This is a genomic window from Micromonospora sp. CPCC 206061 (genome assembly GCF_036906915.1).
Taxonomy (GTDB): Bacteria; Actinomycetota; Actinomycetes; order Mycobacteriales; family Micromonosporaceae; genus Phytohabitans.
In genome coordinates this window covers 13,607-34,434 of the sequence record NZ_JBAKHX010000064.1, presented here as the reverse complement: position 1 = coordinate 34,434, position 20,828 = coordinate 13,607, and the positions used below count along the sequence as shown (strand labels likewise).

Here is a 20,828-nt window from a genome sequence, read left to right as displayed (position 1 = left end):
GGCGCGAGGGCCCCCAAAACCACCGGCCACGCATCGCTTTGTGCTGTGCTGACCGGTACGGCCGCGCTCGTTCATCGCCTCCGGAAGGTCATTCGTGACAGAGCCTCGCCACACCGGCGCCGACGTTCGCTCGATCACCGACACCCTGATCGCCCACGCCGAGCGTGCCGGCGGCCAGCTGACGTCGGCTGAGGTCGCGCGCACCGTGGAGACCGCCGAGGTGACCCCGGCCCAGGCCAAGAAGATTCTTCGCGCTCTCGCCGAAGCCGGCATCACGGTGGTGGTGGACGGTTCGGCCAGCACTCGCCGCCGGGTCTCCGCCGCCCGCTCGGCCACCCCCGCGTCCAAGGCGACCACCGCCAAGGCGACCAAGACGGCGGCTAAGCAGGCCGCGGCGCCCAACCAGGCGTCGCCCGAGGAGGCCACCGTGACTCCGCTGAAGAAGGCCGCCCCCGCGGCCGAGTCCGCCACCGCCGAAGAGGGCGCCGAGCCCGCGACGGCCCCCAAGCCGACGAAGAGCACCGGCAAGGCGCCGGCCGTGGGCGCGCCGAAGGCGACCCCCGCGAAGGGCGCGCCGAAGCCCGGCCCGGCGAAGAGCACCAAGGCCGCGCCCAAGGGCGCTGTGAAGGGTGACGGCACGACGCCGGAGGGCGGCGAGGGCGGCGGCGAGGAGATCGACCCCGAGGCGCTAGCCGCCGAAATCGAGGACGTGGTGGTCGAAGAGACCACCGAGCTGGTCGAGGCCGCGCAGGCCGACGCTACGGCCGACAGCAACGACTTCGAGTGGGACGATGAGGAGTCCGAGGCGCTCAAGCAGGCCCGGCGGGACGCCGAGCTGACGGCGTCCGCCGACTCGGTACGCGCCTACCTCAAGCAGATCGGCAAGGTCCCCCTGCTGAACGCCGAGCAGGAGGTCGAGCTCGCCAAGCGGATCGAGGCCGGCCTGTACGCCTCGGAGCGGCTGCGGGCCGCCGAGGAGGGCGAGGAGAAGCTCCCCACGCAGATGTTCCGCGACCTGAGCTGGATCTCTCGCGACGGTGAGCGCGCGAAGAACCACCTCTTGGAGGCAAACCTGCGGCTCGTGGTGTCGCTCGCCAAGCGGTACACCGGGCGGGGCATGGCCTTCCTCGACCTCATCCAAGAAGGCAACCTCGGCCTCATCCGCGCCGTCGAAAAGTTCGACTACACCAAGGGCTACAAGTTCTCCACCTACGCCACCTGGTGGATCCGCCAAGCCATCACCCGAGCCATGGCCGACCAGGCCCGCACCATCCGCATCCCCGTCCACATGGTCGAGGTGATCAACAAGCTCGGTCGCATCCAGCGCGAGTTGCTCCAGGATCTGGGCCGCGAGCCCACGCCGGAGGAGCTGGCCAAGGAGATGGACATCACACCGGAAAAGGTGCTGGAGATCCAGCAGTACGCCCGGGAGCCCATCTCGCTCGACCAGACCATCGGCGACGAGGGCGACAGCCAGCTCGGCGACTTCATCGAAGACTCCGAGGCGGTCGTGGCCGTCGACGCCGTCAGCTTCTCGCTGCTGCAGGACCAGCTCCAGCAGGTGCTTCAGACGCTCTCAGAGCGCGAGGCGGGCGTGGTGCGGCTCCGGTTCGGCCTGACCGACGGGCAGCCGCGCACACTCGACGAGATCGGCCAGGTGTACGGGGTCACCCGTGAGCGCATTCGCCAGATCGAGTCGAAGACGATGTCAAAATTGCGACACCCGTCCCGGTCCCAGGTTTTGCGGGATTACCTCGATTGAGGGCGATTCGTCAACAGTGCGTGTCGCTTTGATCACCAGATGTATATAGGGCTGTGGTCATCTTCTCGTTGCCCACTTTGATCGTTGACGTGGCACCCTTGTGGCACGGCACACTGTCCGTACCTACGTGTGACCTCGGTCCCCCGAGGGCACATTGGGAAGGCAGCACCCCCCAAAGGTGTTGCACGATAGGTGAGCAAGGACCGAAGAACGTGTTCATCGGTGACGACCAGAGGAGGAAGGCGATGACCCCGACTCTCACGCCGCCGCCCGAAACGGCGGCGCCCCCAGCCGCCGATGAACGGTGCGACCGCTGCAACGCTGCCGGCAAGCTCCGCATCACCCTCGCGGGTGGGAGCGAGCTGGTGTTCTGTGGACACCACGCGAACAAGTACGCCGAGGATCTCGTCAAGATCACGGTGCAGTTCGTGTCCGACCCGGAGTTCACCTGGCGGGGCGCCGATCTAATGGCCAACCCGAACTGAGCAGAGCGACAGAGACTCGATAAACCGGCCGGAGGAGGTGTGCCTCCGGCCGGTTTCCCTACCCCCAGGGCGCGGCGCTACAGGGACTGGACCGTCGCGATGCGCTCTTCGAGCTGCTCGATCGTCGCCTGGGCGCTCGGCGGGCCGCCGCACAGCCGCCGCAGCTCCGCGTGGATCTTCCCGTGGGGCAGGCCGGTGCGGTGGTGGTGGGCGTTGACCAGGGCGTTGAGCTGCCGCCGCAGCGCGATTCGCTTCTCCCCCGCCGTGCGAGGACCAGCCGGCTGCGCGGGAACCGTCTGCGTGGGAGCAGCCACCCGGGTGCGCCGCTGGGCGGCCAACTGCTCGGCCTGGCGCTTGTTGAGCAGCAGCGACACCTGGTCGGCCGTCAACAGGCCGGGCAGTCCCAGGTACTCCTCCTCCTCGGGCGTGCCGGCCTGGGCGCCCGTGCCGAACGACGCCCCGTCGAAGATCACCTGATCGAGCTCAGCGGTCGCGGACAGCGCCTCGAACCGCTTCTCCAGCTCGCCACTGGCCTGTTCGGCGCGCTGCGCACGCTCGATGAGCAGGTCTTCCTCTTCGGCGCCCGACTTGCCCAGCACGTGGTCGCGCTCGGCCTCCATCTCGCTGGCCAGCCCGAGCAGGTGCGGCACGCTCGGCAGGAACACCGTCGCGGTCTCGCCCGGCCGCCGCGCCCGCACGAACCGCCCGATCGCCTGGGCGAAGTACAGCGGGGTTGAGGCGCTGGTGGCGTACACGCCGACGGCCAGGCGCGGGATGTCGACGCCCTCGGACACCATCCGCACCGCCACCATCCACCGCTCGTTGGAGGCGGAGAACGAGGCGATCCGGGCAGACGCGCCGGCGTCGTCGGAGAGGACCACGACCGCCTTCTCGCCGGTGACCCGTTCGATCAGCTTCGCGTACGACCGCGCGGCCTGCTGGTCGCTCGCGATGACCAGGCCGCCCGCGTCGGCCATGCCGCCAATCCGGAGCACCTGGAGGCGCGCGTCGGCGGCCCGCAGCACCTGCGGCATCCAGTCGCCGGCCGGATCGAGGGCCGTGCGCCAAGCCTGCGCGACGAGATCCTGGGTCATCGGCTCGCCCAGGCGAGCGGCCAGTTCATCGCCGGCGCTGGTGCGCCACCGGGTCTCCCCCGAGTACGCGAGGAAGATGACCGGACGCACGACGCCCTCGCGGAGCGCGTCGGCGTACCCGTAGACCGAGTCGGAGCGGGACCGCTGGAGGCCGTCATTGCCCCGCTCGTACGTCACGAAGGGGATCGGGTTGTCGTCGGACCGGAACGGCGTGCCCGTGAGCATCAGGCGGCGTACGGCGGGCTCGAAGGCGGCCCGGACGCCGTCGCCCCACGACCGCGAGTCACCCGCGTGGTGGATCTCGTCGAGGATCACCATCGTGCGCCGCGTCATCGTGCGCCGCCGGTGCACGTGCGGCGCCATGCCCACCTGGGCGTACGTCACGACGGCGCCGTGGAAGTCCGATGAGGAGTGAATGTCGGCGTTGCGGAACGCCGAGTCCAACTGGATGCCCACCCGCGCCGCGGCGGCGGCCCACTGGTTTTTGAGGTGCTCGGTCGGCGCGACCACCGTGACCGCCTCGACGGTGCCGTCAACGAGCAGCTCAGCCGCTATGCGCAACGCGAACGTGGTCTTGCCCGCGCCCGGCGTGGCGACCGCCATGAAGTCTTCGGTGCGACGCCGCAGGTATTCGACCATCGCCTTGCGCTGCCACGCTCGCAGCGGCGGAAAGCCTTCCAACGCCAGCCGCACCAGACCCCCCTACACACACGAAAGCGCCCCCGCGACGGGGCGCGAAGGCGGCCTTCAGCATAACCACACCGACCGACACCAGCCCGCGAAGCTCACCCCGGCGCAGCGTGAACAGCATGACGCGGGCCGCGTCGAACACGAAGATCGTGCGACGCGGCCTGCGAGCTAGCTTGCGGGTGGAAGGCGGCGTGCTACGTGGTGCCGGCGACTAGTCCGACATCGACTCGTAGATCTCCTTGCACTGCGGGCAGACGGGCGAGCCCGGTTTGGCCGCCTTGGTCACCGGGAAGGTCTCGCCGCAGAGGGCCACCACGAACGTTCCCATGACCGCACTCTCGGCGATCTTTTCCTTGCGAACGTAGTGGAACATCTCAGGACCAGTGTCGGCGTCCTTGAGTTCCGGACGCTCGAGAACCTGTGTGCTCACGTCGAGTAACACCTCCAGCCCTCTAGTTTCCCACCTCACGGCCAACGGGTCCATTCGAACGGCATACCGTAAAGATCGTGAGAGACTTCGACATCGCCTACGGGGCCGAGGTGGCGAATGCCCGCCGCGACCGCCGCCCAATCGTCGCACTCGAGAGCACGATCGTTTCGCACGGGCTCCCGAAGCCCGACAACCTGCGGGTGGCCCGGGAGATCGAGTCGGCGGTACGGGCAGCCGGCGCGGTGCCGGCCACGATCGGGATGGTGGCTGGGCGGCTGACCGTCGGCCTCAATGACGAGGAGCTGTCGCACCTCGCGAGCGCCGACAGTGTGGCGAAACTCTCGGTACGCGATATCGCGGTCGCCGCCGCCGCGGGCGCCGACGGGGCCACGACCGTGGCCGCGACCAGCGCCGTTGCCGTCGCCGCCGGGATACCCATCTTCGCGACCGGCGGGCTCGGCGGTGTGCACCGCGAGGCGGCGCAGACGTTCGACGAGTCAGCCGACCTGGTGACCCTCGCGCGCACGCCGATCGTGGTGGTTTGCGCGGGCGTGAAGTCGATCCTCGACGTCGGCGCCACCCTCGAGCGACTCGAATCGCTCGGCGTGACCGTGCTCGGCTACGGCACGCGGCGGTTCCCGGGATTCTTCATCACCGACTCCGGCTTCGAGGTCGACTGGTCGGTCGACTCGCCCGAGGAGGTGGCCGACGTCATCGCCGCCGGTCTCGCCCACGGTGTGCACAGCGGCGGCACCGTGGTCGCCAACCCGCTCCCGCCCGACCAGCAGCTCGACCCCGACCTGCACGACCGCACGCTCGCCGACGGCCTGGCCCTGCTGGAGCGGGAAGGCGTGACCGGCAAGGCGGTGACCCCGTTCCTGCTGTCCCACTTCCACTCCGCCACCCACGGCGAGAGCCTCGCCGTCAACGTGCGGATCATCCTGCGCAACGCCGAACTCGCCGCCCGCATCGCGGTGGCCGCGGCCGCCAGATGATCGTCGTCGTCGGCGACCTGGTCACCGACGTGGTGGCGGTGCTCGACGGGCCGCTGGCCACCGGTTCGGACACTCCGGCCGCGGTGCGCTTCACCGGCGGCGGCCAGGCCGCCAACACCGCCGCGTGGCTGGCCGCGCAGGGCACGCCGGTCACCCTGGTCGCGGCGGCGGGCGACGACGAGGCGGGTCGGGCTCGCGTCGCCGAGCTCACCGCCACCGGAGTCCATTGCCTGGTACGCGGACACGATCACGCCGCCACCGGCACCGTCATCGTGCTGACCCGCGACGGCGAACGCACGATGATCACCGACCGCGGCGCGAACCTGCTCCTGTCCCCCGCCGACATCGACGCCGCACTGGCCGGCGTGCCAGCGGCCCGGCACGTGCACGTGTCCGGATACACGTTGCTGGATCCGGCGTCGCGCGACGCCGGCTTGCGCGCCCTGGCCGCCGCGCGCGAACGCGGTATCACCGCGAGCGTCGACGCGGCGTCCGCGGCCCCGTTGCGGCGCGCCACCGCCTTCCTCGACTGGGTACGGGGTGTCGACCTGCTCTTGGCCAACGCCGACGAAGCCGCCGTACTAGCCGGCCCCGGCGAGGCGACCGTCCAGGCGAGGACGCTCGCCGAGGTGGCACGGGTGGCGGTGGTGAAACGGGGCCCCGACGGCGCGGTGTGGGCCGACCCGGACGTGGTTGCCGCCCCCGGCCACCCCGTCCCCGTGATCGACGCGACCGGCGCCGGCGACGCCTTCGCCGCCGGCCTGCTGTCAGCCTGGCTATCCGGTGCCTCCCCGGCCGAGGCACTGCTCGCCGCGGCAGCGCACGGCGCCGCCGCCGTGGCAGTGGTAGGCGCCCGCCCACCCCTTCCGACCGAAGCGGCGCGGGGTTAGTCGTCGGCGTCGATGGTGCGTTGGGTGGGGAGGGCCTGCGGTGCTTCTTCGGTGGGGGTCGGGTGCGAGCGGTTGCGCAGCCGGTGCTTGTCCTGCGGTGGCCGGTCGTTGGCCAGGATCACCGCCAGCCATGGGATCAGCACCATGCCGAGCAGGCAGAGCGGCAGCCACAGCCACAGCAGCGGCGCCCGGGTGCCGACGAGCACCGCTCCGATCACCAGGCAGACCGCTCGGATGGTCATCATCAGCAGATACCGCCGCTGGCGGCTACGCAGTTGGTCGTCCTGGCTGCGGGCGGCGTCGGTGATCAGGATGGGCCGTTCGCTCCGTCGCTTCGCCACCCTTCCATAGTCGCACCCCAGCCTGCGTGTTACGCGCGTGGTACGCTCGATCGCGTGGGGAGCAGGTTCAGCTTCACCGACGAGAGCCTGAGCAACCTGCGTCTCTACGAGGTGGCTCCCGGCGAGGTCTGGGAGGCGCTACGCAGCACGCGCCGGGTCATCCGGCACCTGGGCGACGACGCGATGGTCGTCTACGCGGTGACGAGGAAGGGCCGTCGACTGGCGATCCTGCTGGCCGAGGCCGACCACGCCGACAACGACTGGGACATCCTCTCCGCGCGCGACCTGACCGACGCCGAGTCCAAGCGGTACGACGAAGTGCTACAGGGGTGGGTGCGATGAGCAGGCACGACGCCATCAAGAGGTTTCACGAAGGCGGCGACGATCTCGTCAGCGACGGACAGGCGGCCGAGTTGCCGGTGCCCGACACCGACGTGCCAATGGTCAGCCGGTCAGTGCGACTGCCCGTCGAGACGTACGAGCGGGTGCGCGAGGCGGCCGAGGCGCGCGGCATCGGGGTGACCACGCTGATGCGCCAGTGGATCGAGGCCGGGCTGGCGGATCTCGACGACTCGGCGACGGTCTCGCTGGCCGACGTGCGGCGCGCGATAGCAGCGCTCGCCCACCCGACAGCGGCCTGAGGGTCGGCTCAACCCTTCTTGGCCTTGGCGGCGGCCTTCATCTGCTGCTTGTGCTCGCGGACCTTGACGAGCGAGTCGTTGTCGACGATGTCGGCCACCGAGCGGTGCACGCCCTCGCCCCCGTACTCCCCCGCGGCCGCGCGCCATCCCTTCGGCGTGACGCCGAAGCGCTTGCCCAGCAGCGCCACGAAGATCTGCGACTTCTGCTTGCCGAACCCGGGCAACTCCGTCATGCGCCGAAACAGTTCCTTGCCGCTGTCGGCTCCCGACCACAGCTTTTCGGCATCGCCGTCGTACTTCTCCACCAAAACCTGGCACACCTCCTGTACCCGGGCTGCCATCGCCTTGGGGAAGCGGTGCAGCGCGGGCGGGGTGGCGAAGATGACAGTCAGCGCGTCGAGGTCGAAGTCGGCGAGTTCCTGGGCGGTGGGCTCATGTCCGAGCCGCCGCACCAACTCGTAGGGCGACGAGAACGCCTTCTCGAACGTGATCTGCTGGTCGAGGACCATGCCGATGAGCAGCGCGAGCGGGCTGCGCCGCAGCAGCTTGTTGGCCTCCGCGTCGATTGGCAGGGTGAGCGTCATGCTTCCCATCTAACCGCAGCCCGAGCGGCAGGGGGCCCCATTCAAAAGCAGGACCGCGAGGGTCCACATTCGATGATCGACCGGTAGTCTCACGCTGATTGGCGGAGCGCCGCAGGGCGGGGGTGCGCGGCTGCCCGGCCCCGACAGGAGGCTTTTCGTGAGTAGGTACGTCATCACCATCTCCCCCGACAACGACGGCGGCGCGGACGCCGCGCACACCACTGTCCGCGTGGACGCGTCCACCGGCCAGACGCGGATCATCGAACTCACCGTGCGGGCCGCGAGCGGCGGCGGGCTCGCCCCCGCCGACCTGCCGCCCCTCGACCTCGACCTGCTGGTGCGAGCGCTGACCGCGACCGTGCCGACGCCCGCCCTGACGCCCGGCGCGCCAGCGGCGCCCGCCGAACCCACCCCGCTCATTCCCGAACAGGCGGATGTGGTCGAGCAGGCGCCGGAGCCCATTCGCCGCCCGCGCGGACGGAAGGCGGCGGCGCAGCCCCGCCGGCGACGAGCCGCCGCGCAAGCCGAGCCCGTGGAGCGAAAGGCGCGGCGGGGCCGCAAGGCCGCACCGGAGACCACCGAGCGCCGTACGCGCAAGACCGCGCAGAGTGACACCCGCGCGTACCGGCGGATGCCCGAGCCCGACGAGGTGATGGCCGCCTACCAGACCGCCGGCACGATCACCGGTGTGGCGGAGCACTTCGGGGTGCCGCGGCACACCGTGGCGGGCTGGGCGCGGCGGCTGCGCGGCCAGGGGTACGCCATCGGGCGAGCGTGATTTTTCGCCGTCTTTCGGTCGAGCCTGCTTGGATAGAGCGGTGCGGATGAAGACGGCGATGACGGCGTTTGGCTTGGCGGTCGCGTTGACCGCGTGCGGTGACGGGGACGACGCGGCACCACCGCCAGCCAGCCCGGTGCCCACCCCGACCACGTCGACCGGCGCGACCAGCAGCCCCCGTGGGGCACCCGATCTGGCGGCGCCGCAGCAGGTGGCCAGCGACATCGAGGTGCCGTGGGGGCTCGCGTTCCTGCCGGACGGCAACGCGCTGGTGGCCGAGCGTGAGACCGGCCGGGTGCTCCGGGTGTCGCCGGGCGGCGGCGCGGCTCGGGAGGTGTACCGGGTGCGGGGAGTCTCGGCGGTCGGCGAGGGCGGGCTGCTGGGGCTCGCCGTGTCGCCTGCCTACGCCACCGACCGGTACGTGTACGCGTACTTCACGGGCGAGTCGGACAACCGGATCGTGCGGTTCCGGCTGGACGGCGGCGATCCCTCGGTGGTGTTCGACGGCATCGCGAAGGCGTCCAACCACAATGGAGGGCGGATCGCCTTCGGGCCGGACGGCATGTTGTACGTGGGCACCGGCGACGCCGCGCAGAGAAGCTCGTCGCAGGACGCCGACAACCCGAGCGGCAAGATCCTGCGCCTCACGCCCGAGGGCGAGCCCGCGCCGGGCAACCCGCGTGCCGGCTCGCCGGTTTACAGCCTCGGTCACCGCAACGTGCAGGGGCTGGCGTGGGACTCGGCGGGGCGGCTCTACGCGACCGAGTTCGGCCAGAACCGGCTCGACGAGGTCAACCTCATCGAGGCGGGCAACAACTACGGCTGGCCCGAGGTGGAGGGCAACGGCGACACGGACGGCGGCCGGTACACCAATCCGATCGTCACCTGGTCGACCGACGAGGCGTCGCCGTCCGGCGCGGCCATCACGGGCGACACCCTCTACGTGGCGGCGCTGCGGGGCGAGCGGCTCTGGACGGTACCGCTGGAAAATGGCGCGGCGGGTGAGCCGCGCGCGGAGCTCGAGGGGCGATATGGTCGGCTGCGCACCGTCGCGGTCGCGCCCGACGGCGCGCTATGGGTGACCACGTCGAACCGCGACGGTCGCGGCGATGTTCAGGACGGTGATGACCGGATCTTGCGCCACGCCGCCAAGGCTTGACCATGCCAGAGGCAAAATGAGCGCATGACCACACCACCACGCCCCGCCCTGGCGGAGCAACTCGACCTCGCACCCCACCCGGAGGGCGGCTGGTACCGCGAGACATGGCGCAGCGAGCACGCGTTCACGCCGGACGGGTACGAGGGGCCGCGCCGGGCCGCGACCGCGATCTACTTCCTCCTCAACCCCGGTGAGGAGTCGCGGTGGCACGTGGTGCGCTCGGACGAGCTGTGGCTGTGGCACTCGGGCGGGCCGCTGGAGCTGCGCCTACGCGACCGCGAGACGGTGCTGCTGGGCGACGACGTGGCCGCCGGCCAGCGCCCGCAGGCCCTGGTGCCGGGCGGCGTGTGGCAGGCCGCGGCGCCCGCCGGTGACGAGCCGGTGCTGGTGAGCTGTGTGGTGGCGCCCGGATTCGACTTCGCCGACTTCAGGATGGCGTGATGTTCACGGCTTCCGGGATCGCACAGCTCCGCGAGGCACTCGCGGGATACACCTCCAGCGGCATCGCCGCGCGGCTCGGCCAGGCCGCCACGGCCGCGGTCGCGCGCAACGACTACCGGGCCGCCCTGCGCGCCACGGCCGACCGTGACCCGCTGGGCACCCTGATCCGGCTGTTCGTGTGCGGGCAGACCGAGCCGGTCGCCGCCGTGCGGGACGCGCTCGCGCCGCTGCCGCTTTCGGCCGCGCTGACCGCAGGCCTGCTCGTCGAGGCGCCGGACGGGCTGCGGCAGGGCCTGGACCTGGAGGCGTACGGCGACTGGTGGGTGCTGGCCGACCTGCCAGCCGACGCCCACCCGGGGCAGCCGGTCGCGCACGACCACGTGCTGGGCGTGGGCGGCGCGTCGAGCACCCTGGCGGGCGCCACGGTGCGCCGTCCGGTCGGCACCGCGCTCGACCTGGGCACCGGCTGTGGCGTACAGGCGCTGCACCTGTCACGGCACGCGGGCGCCGTCACGGCGACCGACCTGAGCAGGCGCGCACTGTGGTTCGCGGCGACCAACGCGGCGCTCAACGGCCTTTCGTGGGAGCTGCTGCCGGGCGACCTGACCGCGCCGGTGGCGGGGCGCCGCTTCGACCTTGTGGTCAGCAACCCGCCGTTCGTGGTCGGTCCCGGCTTTTCTGGCGATGATGCCTTCACCTACCGCGACTCCGGTCGCGCTGGCGACGGCGTCTGCGCGGAGCTGGCCGCCGCCGCGCCCGCGCTGCTCACCGAGGGCGGCACGATGCAGTACCTGGCGAACTGGGCGCACGTGGCTGGCGAAGACTGGGGCGACCGGGTGGCGGGCTGGTTCGCGGGCACCGGGCTGGACGCGTGGGTGATCCAACGTGAGGTGGCCGACCCGATGTCCTATGTAGACCTGTGGCTGACCGACGCCGGCGAGGCCGCCGACCCGGCGCGCAAGGCGGCGTGGCTGGACTGGTTCGACGCGCAGAAGATCGAAGCCGTCGGCTTCGGGTTGGTCACTGTCCGGCGCGGCGGCGCGGCCGACCCGGTGGTGCGCGTCGAAGACCTGCGCCAGCAGGTCGAGGGCCTGCTGGGACGGCACGTCGCGGCCTGGTTCGACCGTCAGGACTGGCTTCGCGTACGCGACGCGGGCGCGCTGCTCTCAGCTCGGTACCGGGCGGCGGACGGCCTGCAGTTGCGCCAGGAGGCGACCATCGGCGAGGAGGGTTGGGCGGTCGACCGCCAGGTGCTCGCGATGCCGCACGGGTTGCGCTGGACCGAACAGACCGATCCGCTCGTGCTCGCCCTCGTCGGGGCGTGCGACGGCGAGGTGCCGTTGCGCGAGGCGATCGCGGTACTGGCGATGGCGCACGAGGTCGAGGAGGCGGAACTGGCGGAGGCGGCGGTGCCGATCGTGGCGCACCTGGTGGAGCGCGAGATCCTGCGACCGGTGGAGGACTGATGCGGGCCGTTGTGCAGACGGTGAGCCGCGCGAGCGTTACGGTCGACGGCGAAGTGGTCGGCGCGATCGACGACGGGCTGCTGGTGCTGCTCGGCGTGACCCACTCGGACACCCCTGCTATCGCCGACACGATGGCCCGCAAGGTGTGGGAGCTGCGAATCCTCGACGACGAAAAGTCGGCTTCGGACGTAGGGGCACCGATCCTCGTAGTGAGCCAGTTCACACTGTATGGCGACGCGCGCAAGGGTCGCCGGCCCACCTGGATCGCCGCCGCGCCGGCTGAGGTGGCCGAGCCGCTGGTCACGGCCTTTGCCGAGGCGCTGCGGGCACGGGGCGCGAAGGTGGCGACGGGACGCTTCCGGGCGCACATGCTGGTCGAAAGCGTCAACGTGGGTCCGCGGACGATTCTGCTCGACATTTAGCCTCTTTTTCTCAAAGAGGGCGAACAGACTACCGGATTAGTGCCACCCAGGCGTTCTCCTCACCGCCGCTTCACGCGGTAACCGCCAAGCTTTTCTCACCAGCGCCACTCGGCGACTGGGACGCGTGCCACTTGTCGACGCGGGGAGGCGACTTAAGGTGGTCCTGCACATGAACGACAACGAGCTCTGTCTCGATGCCGACCTCGACGCCACCGACGAGCGTGGCGTTTCCGCGGATCTCGTCCGCGCGTACCTGAACGGTATCGGCCGCACCAAACTGCTGACGGCCGTGCAGGAAGTCGAGCTTGCCAAGCGGATCGAGGCGGGACTGTTCGCCGAGGAGAAGCTGGCCTCACCCTCGCCTTCGCACGAGGCGGCGGCTGACCTCGTTGTCGTGGCCGCGGAGGGGCGCGCCGCGAAGGACCACCTGCTGGAGGCCAACCTGCGGCTCGTGGTCAGCATCGCCAAGCGGTACACCGGGCGGGGCATGGCCTTCCTCGACCTCATCCAAGAAGGCAACCTCGGCCTCATCCGCGCCGTCGAAAAGTTCGACTACACCAAGGGCTACAAGTTCTCCACCTACGCCACCTGGTGGATCCGCCAAGCCATCACCCGAGCCATGGCCGACCAGGCCCGCACCATCCGCATCCCCGTCCACATGGTGGAGCAGGTCAACCGGATGGTCCGCGCCCGGCGCGACCTCAGCACGTCACTGGGCCGCGAGCCCTCGATCGCCGAGATCGCGCAGGCGATGGGCGTGCCGGAGTTCCAGGTGATCGAGCTGATCTCGTACGACCGGGAGCCCGTCAGTCTCGACCAGGCGGTCGGCGAAGACGGCGAGAGCGCCCTCGGCGACTTCGTCGCGGCCGTCGACCCGCGCCAGGAGCCCGGCGACAGCGTGACGCAGGGCGAGCTTCGCAACGAGGTCGAGATCGTACTGTCCACACTGTCCCAGCGTGAGCAGGCCGTGATCCGGCTCCGCTTCGGCCTCGACGACGGCCGGCAGCGCACGCTCGACGAGGTGGGCCGCGAGTTCGGCCTGTCCCGCGAGCGCATCCGCCAGATCGAAAAGGTCACGCTGCTGAAGCTGCGCCACCCGTCGCGTTCCAAGCGCCTGGAGACGTACGCCAGCTGACCCGCGGCGTCAGGTGCGGCAGAGGACTTCCCCGTGGAGGACGGCGAACCAGCTGTCCTCCACGGCGCCCCATTCCCGCCACGCGTCTACGATCCGCGCCAGATCCGCCTCCGTGGCGTACCCCGCCGCGAGCGCCGTCGCGCCAAACGCCGACTTGGACACTCGGTCCGCCCAGCTCTGGCTCCACCACGCCCGGTCTTCCGGGGCGGCGAAGCACCAAGCCGAAGCGGTGGCCCGCACATCGGTGAAGCCCGCTTCACGCGCCCACGACAGCAGCTTGCGGCCCGCGTCCGGCTCGCCGCCGTTGTGCCGGGCCACCTGGCGGTACAGGGCCAGCCACTCGCCGAGGGCGGGGATCTCCGGGTACCAGGTCATGGCCGCGTAGTCGGCGTCGCGCGCGGCCACGAACCCGCCCGGCTGGCAGACCCGCCGCATCTCCCGCAGCGCCGCGACGGGTTCGGCGAGATGCTGGAGCACCTGATGGGCGTGCACCACGTCGAAGGCGCCGTCGGGGAACGCGAGGGCGTAGACGTCACCAGCCTGAAAGTCCACTGTGGCCGCTTGCGGCGCGGCCGCCAGCGCGTCCGGGGCGGCGTCGATGCCGACGACGCGGCCGGGTGCCACGCGCGCGGCGAGGTCGAGGGTGATCGTGCCCGGACCGCAGCCCACGTCGAGCAGGGACATCCCCGGCCGCAACTCGCCGAGCAGGTAGCCCGCCGAGTTCTCCGCCGTACGCCACCGGTGCGACCGCAGCACCGCCTCGTGATGCCCATGCGTGTAAACCATGCGCTCGACCATACGCCCGTTCCCACTATCAGAGATTTCCGTCCCATATCATGGGCGCAGCTCGCGCGCGATCTCCTTCGCGGGCCAGCCGGCCGCCGCGATCTGCGACACCCGCACCTTGACGCGGCGCCAGATCGCCGAACTCAACGACGTTGATCAAGGGGATCTGCGTCGATCAAGGGCAAATGCACGCGAAAAGGAGATCGAACTACGTGCGTTTGCCCTTGATCGACGAGGAGAGGGCGGGCGGGTGCGACGGGCGGGGTTAGAGGCGGCGGGGAGCCTCGTCGGGGCGGGGGGTCGGGGCGCCGTAGCGGATCTCGGCGTGCAGGACGGAGAGGCCGTCCGGGCGCGCGAGCACCGGGTTGAGGCGCAGCGCGCGCACCTGGGGCTGCTCGTCGACCAGCCGGCCGACCCTCACGAGCAGGTCGGCCAGGGCGGTCCGGTCGACCTGGCCGGCGCCACGGTAGCCGTGCAGGAGCGGCGCCGCACGCGGCTCGTCGACCAGGGCCGCGGCGTCGCGGTCGGTGAGCGGAGCAGCCCGCCAGGCACGGTCGCCGAGCAGGTCGGTGGCGACGCCACCCAGCCCGAAGCCCACCACGGGCCCGAACACCGGGTCTTCGACCATCTCCACCACGCACGCCACGCCCGGCGGCACCATTGGCTGCACGAGCACCCCGGCACCGAACGGCCCCGCCATCTCCTCGTACACCGCTGCGACCGCCGCAGCGTCCGCGAGCCCGAGCCGCACCGCGCCGAGGTCGAGCCGATGCCGCAGCGCCTCGCCGGCCGCCTTCAGCGCCACCGGGTACCCGAGCACGTCGGCGGCCGCCACAGCGGCCCGAGCCGAGTCGGCCGGCACCGTCGGCACCACGTCGATGCCATACGCGGCAAGGAGATCGGGAGACTCCACTGTGGAGATCGTGGGCACGATGCCGGGTGGCTGCCGGAGCCAGTCGGCGTACCCGCACACCCGCCCAAGCGCCCGCACCGCCTCCTCCACCGACGGGTACGCCGGCACCCCGGCGGGCAGCCTGTCGACCAGGGACGTCGCCACGGTCGGCTTGTCTCCGGCGAGCGCGACGCTGGCCAGCGCGGCGGCAAAGTCGGTGTCTTCGTCGGAGAGCTGGCCGGGCAGCGGCGGCGCGACGACCACCACCAGCGCGTCGACATCGCGGTCGGTCGCCGCGTCGGCCAGGACGTCGCCGAAGTCGTGCGCGCTCGCCAACGGTCCCACGTCGCGCGGATAGCCGGCCCCGACTGCGAGGCCGGCGTCGCGGCACGCCGCCGCAGCGAGCACGGTGAGAGCCGGCGAGTTGCCGACGACGCCCACCCGGCGACCCGCGGGCAGCGGCTGGCTCGCGAGCAGCACACCCACGTCGAACAGCTCCGCCACCGTGTCCACCCGCACCACACCGGCCTGCGCGAACAGCGCCGTCACCGCGCCCCGATCCGGCCCGCGATGGTCTGCGGGGCGGGCGGGAGACGCGAGCGCCACGATCGGCTTGGTGCGGCCGATGCGCCGGGCCAGCCGCGCGAACTTGCGGGGGTTACCAAAGCTCTCCAGGTACAGCAGGATCACGTCCGTGCCGGGATCGTCCTCCCAGTACTGGAGCAGGTCGTTGCCGGAGACGTCGGCCCGGTTGCCGGCGGAGACGAAGCTCGACAGCCCCAGCCCGCGGCGGTGCGCCTCGGCCAGCAGCGCCACCCCCAGCGCGCCCGACTGGCTGAAGAAGCCGGCACGCCCAGGCAGCGGCAGCCTCGGGGCGAGCGTGGCGTTCAGGCGTACTCGAGGATCGGTGTTTGCCACCCCCAGGCAGTTGGGGCCGACGACGCGCATGCCGGCGCTGTGTGCGGCGCGGATGAGAAGGCGCTGCGCGGCAGCGCCCTCGGGGGCGCCGGTCTCGGCGAAGCCGGCCGAGACCACGACGAGGCCGTGCACCCCGGCGGCGGCCGCGTCGGCGACCACGTCGGGCACCGCCTCCGGCGGCACCGCGACCACCGCCAGGTCGACGTCGCCCTGCTGGCTGGCGTCGCGGGCGGTGCGGAGCGCGGGCAGTCCGGCCACGGAGGCGGCGGTCGGGTGGATCGGGTACACGGCGCCGGTGAACCCGCCGTCGCGCAGGTGGCCGAGGAGGGCCGCGCCGATGCCGTGGCCGCTGGAGCTGGCACCGTAGACGGCGACGCCGCGCGGTGCGAGCAGCCGCGCGATCGACCGGGCCTCGGTGCGCTGCTCCCGGCGCCACTGCACTTCCAGCGAGCGCTCGGTGGGCGCGATCGGGAAGGTCAGGTGCACGACGCCGTCGGCGTACTCGCGCTGCACCTGGTAACCCGCGTCGGCGAAGACCCTCAGCATGGCGCCGTTTTCGGGCAGCACCTCGGCGACGAAGCGGGTGATGCCGGCGTCGCGGGCGGCCGCCGCCAGGTGCTCCAGCAGCACCGAGCCGACCCCCCTCCCCTGGTACGCGTCTTCGACCACGAACGCGACCTCGGCGTCGGCCGCGTCCGGCCCGAGCCGCTCGTACCGGCCGACCGCCAGGATGCGATCGCCCGACGAGACCACGAACGCCTCCCGCGCCTCGTGGTCGACGTTGACGAACCGCTGCAGGTCGCGCTCGGGGATGCGCGGGTACGGCGAGAAGTACCGCAGGTAGCGGGTGCGCTCGGAAAACCGCGAGTGCATCGCGACGATGCCCGCCGCGTCGTCCGGACGGATCTGCCTGAGGTGGACGGCCATCCCGTCCCGGAGGAGCACATCGGCGGACCGGTCGCTTGCGGGCTGGGTCACCCCTCCATCATCGCGTCAATACAGCTGCGATGAGTTCCGACCGGCTGGTACGTCTAACTGGCATGAGACTGACAGCGCAGATGTTCCTGACCCTCGACGGCGTCTACCAGGGGCCGGGCGCCCCCGAGGAGGACGGGAGCGGAGGTTTCACGCAGGGCGGCTGGCTCGTCCCGTTCTTCGAGGGTGAGCTGGGCACCTTCATCGATTCGGTGTTCGGCGAGGTCGACGCGTTCCTGCTGGGCCGGAACACGTACGAGATCTTCGCGGCGAGCTGGCCCAACTCGACCGACCCGAACGACGTGGTGGCGGCGAAGCTCAACACGCTGCCCAAGTACGTCGCCTCCGCCTCGCTGCCCAGCGCGGACTGGCACAACAGCCAGATCCTGAGCGGTGATGTGGTGGCCGCGGTGACCGAGCTGAAGAAGCAGCCCGGGAGGGAACTTCAGCTGCACGGCAGCGGCGCGCTCGTGCAGTCGCTGCTCGATGCCGGCCTGGTCGACACCCTGCGACTCATCGTGGCGCCGGTGGTTCTGGGTAACGGCAGGCGGCTGCTGGCCGAGGGGCGTACGCCCACCCGCTTCGCGCTCACCGAGGTGCGCTCGACACCGACCGGCGTCACGATCCAGGTGCTCGACCGGGTGGGAGAGCCGGAGTACGGCACGATCGAAGTCGAATAAGGCCAGGCCGAGTGCGGCCTCAGTCTCTCGGGTCGTACGGGTCGAGGCCCAGCAGCGGAAACACCGCACGTCGGGTCCCCATGATCGCCCTGTCGACGGCGTCCGGCTCCCCTTCCGGCTGCCACGGCCGGTGCGAGGTGTCGGCGTCGTCGGTCATCCGCAGCGGGATGTCGCGCCGGGGACACCGCTCGTGTGCCAGGTCGCGCCAGCCGAGCGGGGTGAGCGTGGCCGGTGCGATCGGCTCGCCGGTGGCCGCCGCCAGCAGATGCGTCCAGGTCCGGGGCACGACCTCGACCAGCGCGTATCCGCCGCCGCCGGTGGCCACCCAACGACCGTCGCACAGATCGTCGGCCAGCGCCCGCAGCGCCAGGTGGGCTGCGCGCTGACCGTCGACCGACAGCCGCAGGTCGGCCAGCGGGTCGAGGCGGTGGCTGTCGGCGCCGCACTGGGTGAAGAGCACCTGTGGCCGGAACGCCCGCACGACCGACGGCACCACCGCGTGGAACGCGCGCAGCCAGCCCGCGTCGCCGGTGCCCGGAGGCAGCGCCACGTTGACCGAGCTGCCCTCGGCACCGGGCCCGCCCGTCTCCTCCGGAAACCCGGTGCCGGGAAACAGGGCCAGCGGGGTCTCGTGCAGGCTGACCGTTAGTACCCGCGGATCGTCGTAGAAGATCACCTGCACGCCATCGCCGTGATGCACGTCGATGTCGATGTACGCGATCCGCTCGGCACCGAGGTCGAGCAGCCGGGCGATGGCGACGGCCGGATCGTTGTACACGCAGAAGCCCGCCGCCCGCGCGGGCATCGCGTGGTGGAGGCCGCCGGCGATGTTGACGCCGCGGCGGGCCTCGCCGCGCCACACCGCCTCGGCGGCCGCCAGCGTGGCGCCGCAGATCAGCGCGCTCGCCGCGTGCATGTCGTCGAACACCGGATTGTCGGGCGTGTTGAGCCCCCAACCGGAGAAGAACGGGTCGTCGGGGGCGGCACGGACCGCGTCGAGGTAGTCCGGGCGGTGCACCCGGGTCAGCGCGGCGTCGCCGGCCGGCGTGGGCGCGACGACGCGGACGCCGGGCCGGTCGAGCACGCCCAGTTCGCGGGCGAGCGCCATGGTCAACTCGACGCGCACCGGGTCGAGCGGATGGTCGCCCATGTCGTACCCGAGCAGGGTCTCGTCCCACACCACGACCGTGCCGTCCGCCATGACGGTCATCGTCGCACGCGCACCGTGAGGGCCACCCCGTGCCGCGGGCGCAGCGTGACCAGCGGCTGCGGCACGACAGGCGGCGCGCCGGGCGCGGGCGTGAGCCGCCAGCGCCGGCAGATCGCACCGGTCACGCGGACCGCCTCCAACTCGGCGAACCCGTTGCCGACGCACTGCCGCGGCCCACTGCCGAACGGGAAGTACGTGTACCGACGGGGCGGCTCGCCACCGAGCCAGCGCTCCGGACGGAACGCGTCCGGCTCGGGCCACCAGCGCGGGTCGCGGTGCACGACCCACGGGCTGAGGATCAAGGTCGACCCGGCCGGCAGCCGCCGCCCGCACACCTCGCGGTCCGTGACCAGGCGGCGCCAGATCGCCCAGGCCGGCGGATACAGGCGCAGCGCCTCGCGGACCACCGCGGTGGTGAAATCCGGGTCGCCGTCCGCGATCCGGTCCTGCTCCATCGGGTACCGGGACAGCAGGTGGAACGTCCACGCGAGCGCGTTGGCGGTCGTCTCGTGCCCGGCGAGCAGCAGGGTCATCGCCTCGTCGCGCACCTGGCTGTCCGGCATGCCGGTGGCGAGCAGCAGGCTGAGCAGGTCGTCACCGGGCTCGGCGCGCTTGGCGTCGATCAGTGCACGCACCACCGCGTCGACCGCTTCGCTGTCCTCGCGCCACCGGCGGGTCGCGGGCAGCGGCAGCCGGTCGAGCAGCCGGCCGCCGGGGAGGACCTCGCGGCGCAGCGCCCGCTGGTTGCGGCCGATAGCGCGGCTGATCGTCGTGATCGCGCCGGCGTCGACGGACACGTCGAAGACCGTCCGCGCCACGATCGCGAGGGTCAACTCGGTCATGTCGCGGTGCAGATCACGCACCTCGCCGTCACGCCACGAGGCACTGGCCGCCTCGGCGAGCGTGGTGAACGTATCCGCCCAACCGGCGACCCGCCCGCCGTGGAAGAGCGGCTGGATCAGTCGGCGCTGCTGGCGGTGCAGGTCGGGCGGGCTGGTGAGCAGGCCCTGACCGAGCACCCGTTTCAGCGGCTCCAGTCCTTTCGAGCCGACGCCTTTGGCGTACTCGCGCTGGGTCCGGGTCAGCGCGTCCTGGATCGCGTCCGGGTCGCTGACCAGGTATGCCCGCGCCCCGGGGATCGGGATGCGGGCGATCTCACCCCGCCTGCGGTGCAGCCGGGTCAGGGCGGTCAGGAGATCAATCACGCTATGGGGCGGGAGGGGTCGGTGATCCAGTCGCTCCAGGAGCCCACGTAGAGCGCCGCGTCGGTGCGGCCGGTCAGGTGCAGTGCCAGGACGGTGTGAGCGGCGGTCACGCCCGATCCGCAGTAGGCGCCCACCGGTACACCATCGGCGAGACCGGTCTCGACGAACCGCGACCGGAGGGCGTCGGCGGCACGGAACCGGCCGTCCGGGTCGACGTGGTCGGTGGCCGGCAGGTTCACCGCGCCCGGGATGTGGCCGGCGACCGGGTCGATCGGCTCGACCTCCCCCCGGTAACGCGGCGCCGCCCGGACGTCGATGAGCACGCCCTCGGCGGCGAGCGCCGCGGCACCGTCGGCGTCGAGCACGGGCAGGCCGCCCGGCCGAACGGTGATGTCGCCCGGCGCCGGCGCCGGCACCTCGGTCGTGACGGGCTGGCCGGCGGCGATCCACGCAGCGTAGCCGCCGTCGAGCACCCGGACCGCCTCGTGGCCGGCCCAGCGCAGCGTCCACCAGGCGCGGGCCGCGGGCAGGCCGTCGCCGGCGTCGTACACCACGACCGGGTGACCCGTGCGGACGCCGGCGGCGCGGAGCACCCCCTGCAGGGTGTCCGGGTCGGGCAGCGGGTGCCGGCCCGGACCGGGCGCGCCGCACAGCTCTTTGTCGAGATCGACGAAGACCGCGCCGGGCAGGTGTCCCTTGGCGTACTCGTCTCGACCGACCGGGCCGGACAGGTGCCAACGGAGATCAAGTAGCGTTGGCTTTTTCTGGTCAGCGATCTCCGCGGCGAGCGCCGGCACGTCAACGAGAGTCATGGCAACCAGTGTGCCCGCGGTCACCTGCGGGACCGCA

The 20,828-nt window shown here is 71.7% G+C and carries 22 protein-coding genes; 13 read left to right on the top strand and 9 right to left on the bottom strand.

Going from position 1 to position 20,828, the window contains the following annotated elements; translation table 11 throughout:
* The first annotated feature begins 94 nt into the window (after positions 1-94).
* Positions 95-1,762 carry an RNA polymerase sigma factor gene (locus V6V89_RS30855; protein ID WP_334623030.1) on the top strand — a complete coding sequence of 556 codons (1,668 nt, stop codon included), beginning with the start codon at positions 95-97 and terminating at the stop codon, positions 1,760-1,762.
* Between the two features lie 245 nt (positions 1,763-2,007).
* Positions 2,008-2,247, top strand: coding sequence for a DUF7455 domain-containing protein (locus tag V6V89_RS30850; protein WP_334623028.1), 240 nt, complete (start codon positions 2,008-2,010; stop codon positions 2,245-2,247).
* A gap of 77 nt (positions 2,248-2,324) precedes the next feature.
* Here V6V89_RS30850 and V6V89_RS30845 read toward each other — a convergent pair whose 3' ends face one another.
* Together V6V89_RS30845 and V6V89_RS30840 are read right to left on the bottom strand one after the other, a co-directional pair.
* Positions 2,325-4,034 (bottom strand): DEAD/DEAH box helicase, encoded by a 1,710-nt coding sequence (locus V6V89_RS30845; RefSeq protein ID WP_334623027.1) that lies wholly within the window; start codon positions 4,032-4,034, stop codon positions 2,325-2,327.
* Positions 4,035-4,242: 208 nt separating this feature from the next.
* Complete coding sequence (locus V6V89_RS30840) at positions 4,243-4,515, bottom strand: DUF3039 domain-containing protein (protein ID WP_334623026.1); 273 nt, start codon at positions 4,513-4,515, stop codon at positions 4,243-4,245.
* A gap of 23 nt (positions 4,516-4,538) precedes the next feature.
* Between V6V89_RS30840 and V6V89_RS30835 the strand changes: the two genes are divergently transcribed.
* Positions 4,539-5,456 (top strand): pseudouridine-5'-phosphate glycosidase, encoded by a 918-nt coding sequence (locus tag V6V89_RS30835; protein WP_334623024.1) that lies wholly within the window; start codon positions 4,539-4,541, stop codon positions 5,454-5,456.
* Complete coding sequence (locus V6V89_RS30830; protein WP_334623023.1) at positions 5,453-6,346, top strand: carbohydrate kinase family protein; 894 nt, start codon at positions 5,453-5,455, stop codon at positions 6,344-6,346. Before V6V89_RS30835 ends, V6V89_RS30830 begins: the two co-directional genes overlap by 4 nt.
* On the opposite strand, the gene V6V89_RS30825 is transcribed toward V6V89_RS30830, so the two are convergent.
* Positions 6,343-6,687: a DUF3099 domain-containing protein gene (locus tag V6V89_RS30825; protein ID WP_334623021.1), complete on the bottom strand. Its 345-nt coding sequence runs from the start codon at positions 6,685-6,687 to the stop codon at positions 6,343-6,345. The genes V6V89_RS30830 and V6V89_RS30825 overlap by 4 nt on opposite strands.
* Positions 6,688-6,741: 54 nt before the next feature.
* Between V6V89_RS30825 and V6V89_RS30820 the strand changes: the two genes are divergently transcribed.
* Together V6V89_RS30820 and V6V89_RS30815 are read left to right on the top strand one after the other, a co-directional pair.
* On the top strand, positions 6,742-7,029 hold the full coding sequence (locus tag V6V89_RS30820; RefSeq protein ID WP_334623020.1) for a hypothetical protein: 288 nt from the start codon (positions 6,742-6,744) through the stop codon (positions 7,027-7,029).
* Entirely contained in the window at positions 7,026-7,328 is a 303-nt protein-coding gene (locus V6V89_RS30815; protein ID WP_334623019.1) for a ribbon-helix-helix protein, CopG family, read from the top strand. The genes V6V89_RS30820 and V6V89_RS30815 overlap by 4 nt, the downstream gene beginning before the upstream one ends.
* An 8-nt stretch (positions 7,329-7,336) precedes the next feature.
* On the opposite strand, the gene V6V89_RS30810 is transcribed toward V6V89_RS30815, so the two are convergent.
* A complete protein-coding gene (locus tag V6V89_RS30810) occupies positions 7,337-7,921 on the bottom strand; it encodes an HhH-GPD-type base excision DNA repair protein (RefSeq protein ID WP_334623018.1) in 585 nt (194 codons plus the stop codon).
* A gap of 148 nt (positions 7,922-8,069) precedes the next feature.
* Here V6V89_RS30810 and V6V89_RS30805 point away from each other — a divergent pair, with 148 nt between their 5' ends.
* The 6 genes from V6V89_RS30805 to sigB all read left to right on the top strand — a co-directional run bounded on the left by V6V89_RS30805 (position 8,070) and on the right by sigB (position 13,313).
* Positions 8,070-8,690 carry a hypothetical protein gene (locus tag V6V89_RS30805; RefSeq protein WP_334623017.1) on the top strand — a complete coding sequence of 207 codons (621 nt, stop codon included), beginning with the start codon at positions 8,070-8,072 and terminating at the stop codon, positions 8,688-8,690.
* A gap of 58 nt (positions 8,691-8,748) precedes the next feature.
* On the top strand, positions 8,749-9,849 hold the full coding sequence (locus V6V89_RS30800; protein ID WP_334623016.1) for a PQQ-dependent sugar dehydrogenase: 1,101 nt from the start codon (positions 8,749-8,751) through the stop codon (positions 9,847-9,849).
* A gap of 24 nt (positions 9,850-9,873) precedes the next feature.
* Positions 9,874-10,290 carry a cupin domain-containing protein gene (locus V6V89_RS30795; RefSeq protein WP_334623015.1) on the top strand — a complete coding sequence of 139 codons (417 nt, stop codon included), beginning with the start codon at positions 9,874-9,876 and terminating at the stop codon, positions 10,288-10,290.
* A complete protein-coding gene (locus V6V89_RS30790) occupies positions 10,290-11,756 on the top strand; it encodes a DUF7782 domain-containing protein (protein WP_334623014.1) in 1,467 nt (488 codons plus the stop codon). The genes V6V89_RS30795 and V6V89_RS30790 overlap by 1 nt, the downstream gene beginning before the upstream one ends.
* Positions 11,756-12,178, top strand: coding sequence for a D-aminoacyl-tRNA deacylase (dtd, locus tag V6V89_RS30785; protein ID WP_334623013.1), 423 nt, complete (start codon positions 11,756-11,758; stop codon positions 12,176-12,178). Before V6V89_RS30790 ends, dtd begins: the two co-directional genes overlap by 1 nt.
* A 169-nt stretch (positions 12,179-12,347) precedes the next feature.
* The gene (gene sigB / locus V6V89_RS30780; RefSeq protein WP_334623012.1) at positions 12,348-13,313 is read left to right on the top strand and encodes an RNA polymerase sigma factor SigB; all 966 of its coding nucleotides are present in this window, start codon (positions 12,348-12,350) and stop codon (positions 13,311-13,313) included.
* A gap of 9 nt (positions 13,314-13,322) precedes the next feature.
* Here sigB and V6V89_RS30775 read toward each other — a convergent pair whose 3' ends face one another.
* Complete coding sequence (locus tag V6V89_RS30775) at positions 13,323-14,099, bottom strand: methyltransferase domain-containing protein (RefSeq protein ID WP_334623011.1); 777 nt, start codon at positions 14,097-14,099, stop codon at positions 13,323-13,325.
* Positions 14,100-14,364: 265 nt separating this feature from the next.
* Positions 14,365-16,836 carry a bifunctional acetate--CoA ligase family protein/GNAT family N-acetyltransferase gene (locus V6V89_RS30770; RefSeq protein WP_334623045.1) on the bottom strand — a complete coding sequence of 824 codons (2,472 nt, stop codon included), beginning with the start codon at positions 16,834-16,836 and terminating at the stop codon, positions 14,365-14,367.
* A 113-nt stretch (positions 16,837-16,949) separates the two neighbouring features.
* Here V6V89_RS30770 and V6V89_RS30765 point away from each other — a divergent pair, with 113 nt between their 5' ends.
* On the top strand, positions 16,950-17,564 hold the full coding sequence (locus V6V89_RS30765) for a dihydrofolate reductase family protein (protein WP_334623009.1): 615 nt from the start codon (positions 16,950-16,952) through the stop codon (positions 17,562-17,564).
* 19 nt (positions 17,565-17,583) lie between these two features.
* On the opposite strand, the gene V6V89_RS30760 is transcribed toward V6V89_RS30765, so the two are convergent.
* From V6V89_RS30760 to V6V89_RS30750, 3 genes are read right to left on the bottom strand one after another with little or no spacing between them, the layout of a single operon-like run.
* On the bottom strand, positions 17,584-18,765 hold the full coding sequence (locus V6V89_RS30760) for an acetoin utilization protein AcuC (protein WP_334623008.1): 1,182 nt from the start codon (positions 18,763-18,765) through the stop codon (positions 17,584-17,586).
* 5 nt (positions 18,766-18,770) lie between these two features.
* On the bottom strand, positions 18,771-19,979 hold the full coding sequence (locus tag V6V89_RS30755; RefSeq protein WP_334623007.1) for a cytochrome P450: 1,209 nt from the start codon (positions 19,977-19,979) through the stop codon (positions 18,771-18,773).
* Entirely contained in the window at positions 19,976-20,791 is an 816-nt protein-coding gene (locus tag V6V89_RS30750; protein WP_334623006.1) for a sulfurtransferase, read from the bottom strand. The genes V6V89_RS30755 and V6V89_RS30750 overlap by 4 nt, the downstream gene beginning before the upstream one ends.
* Positions 20,792-20,828 lie beyond the last annotated feature (37 nt).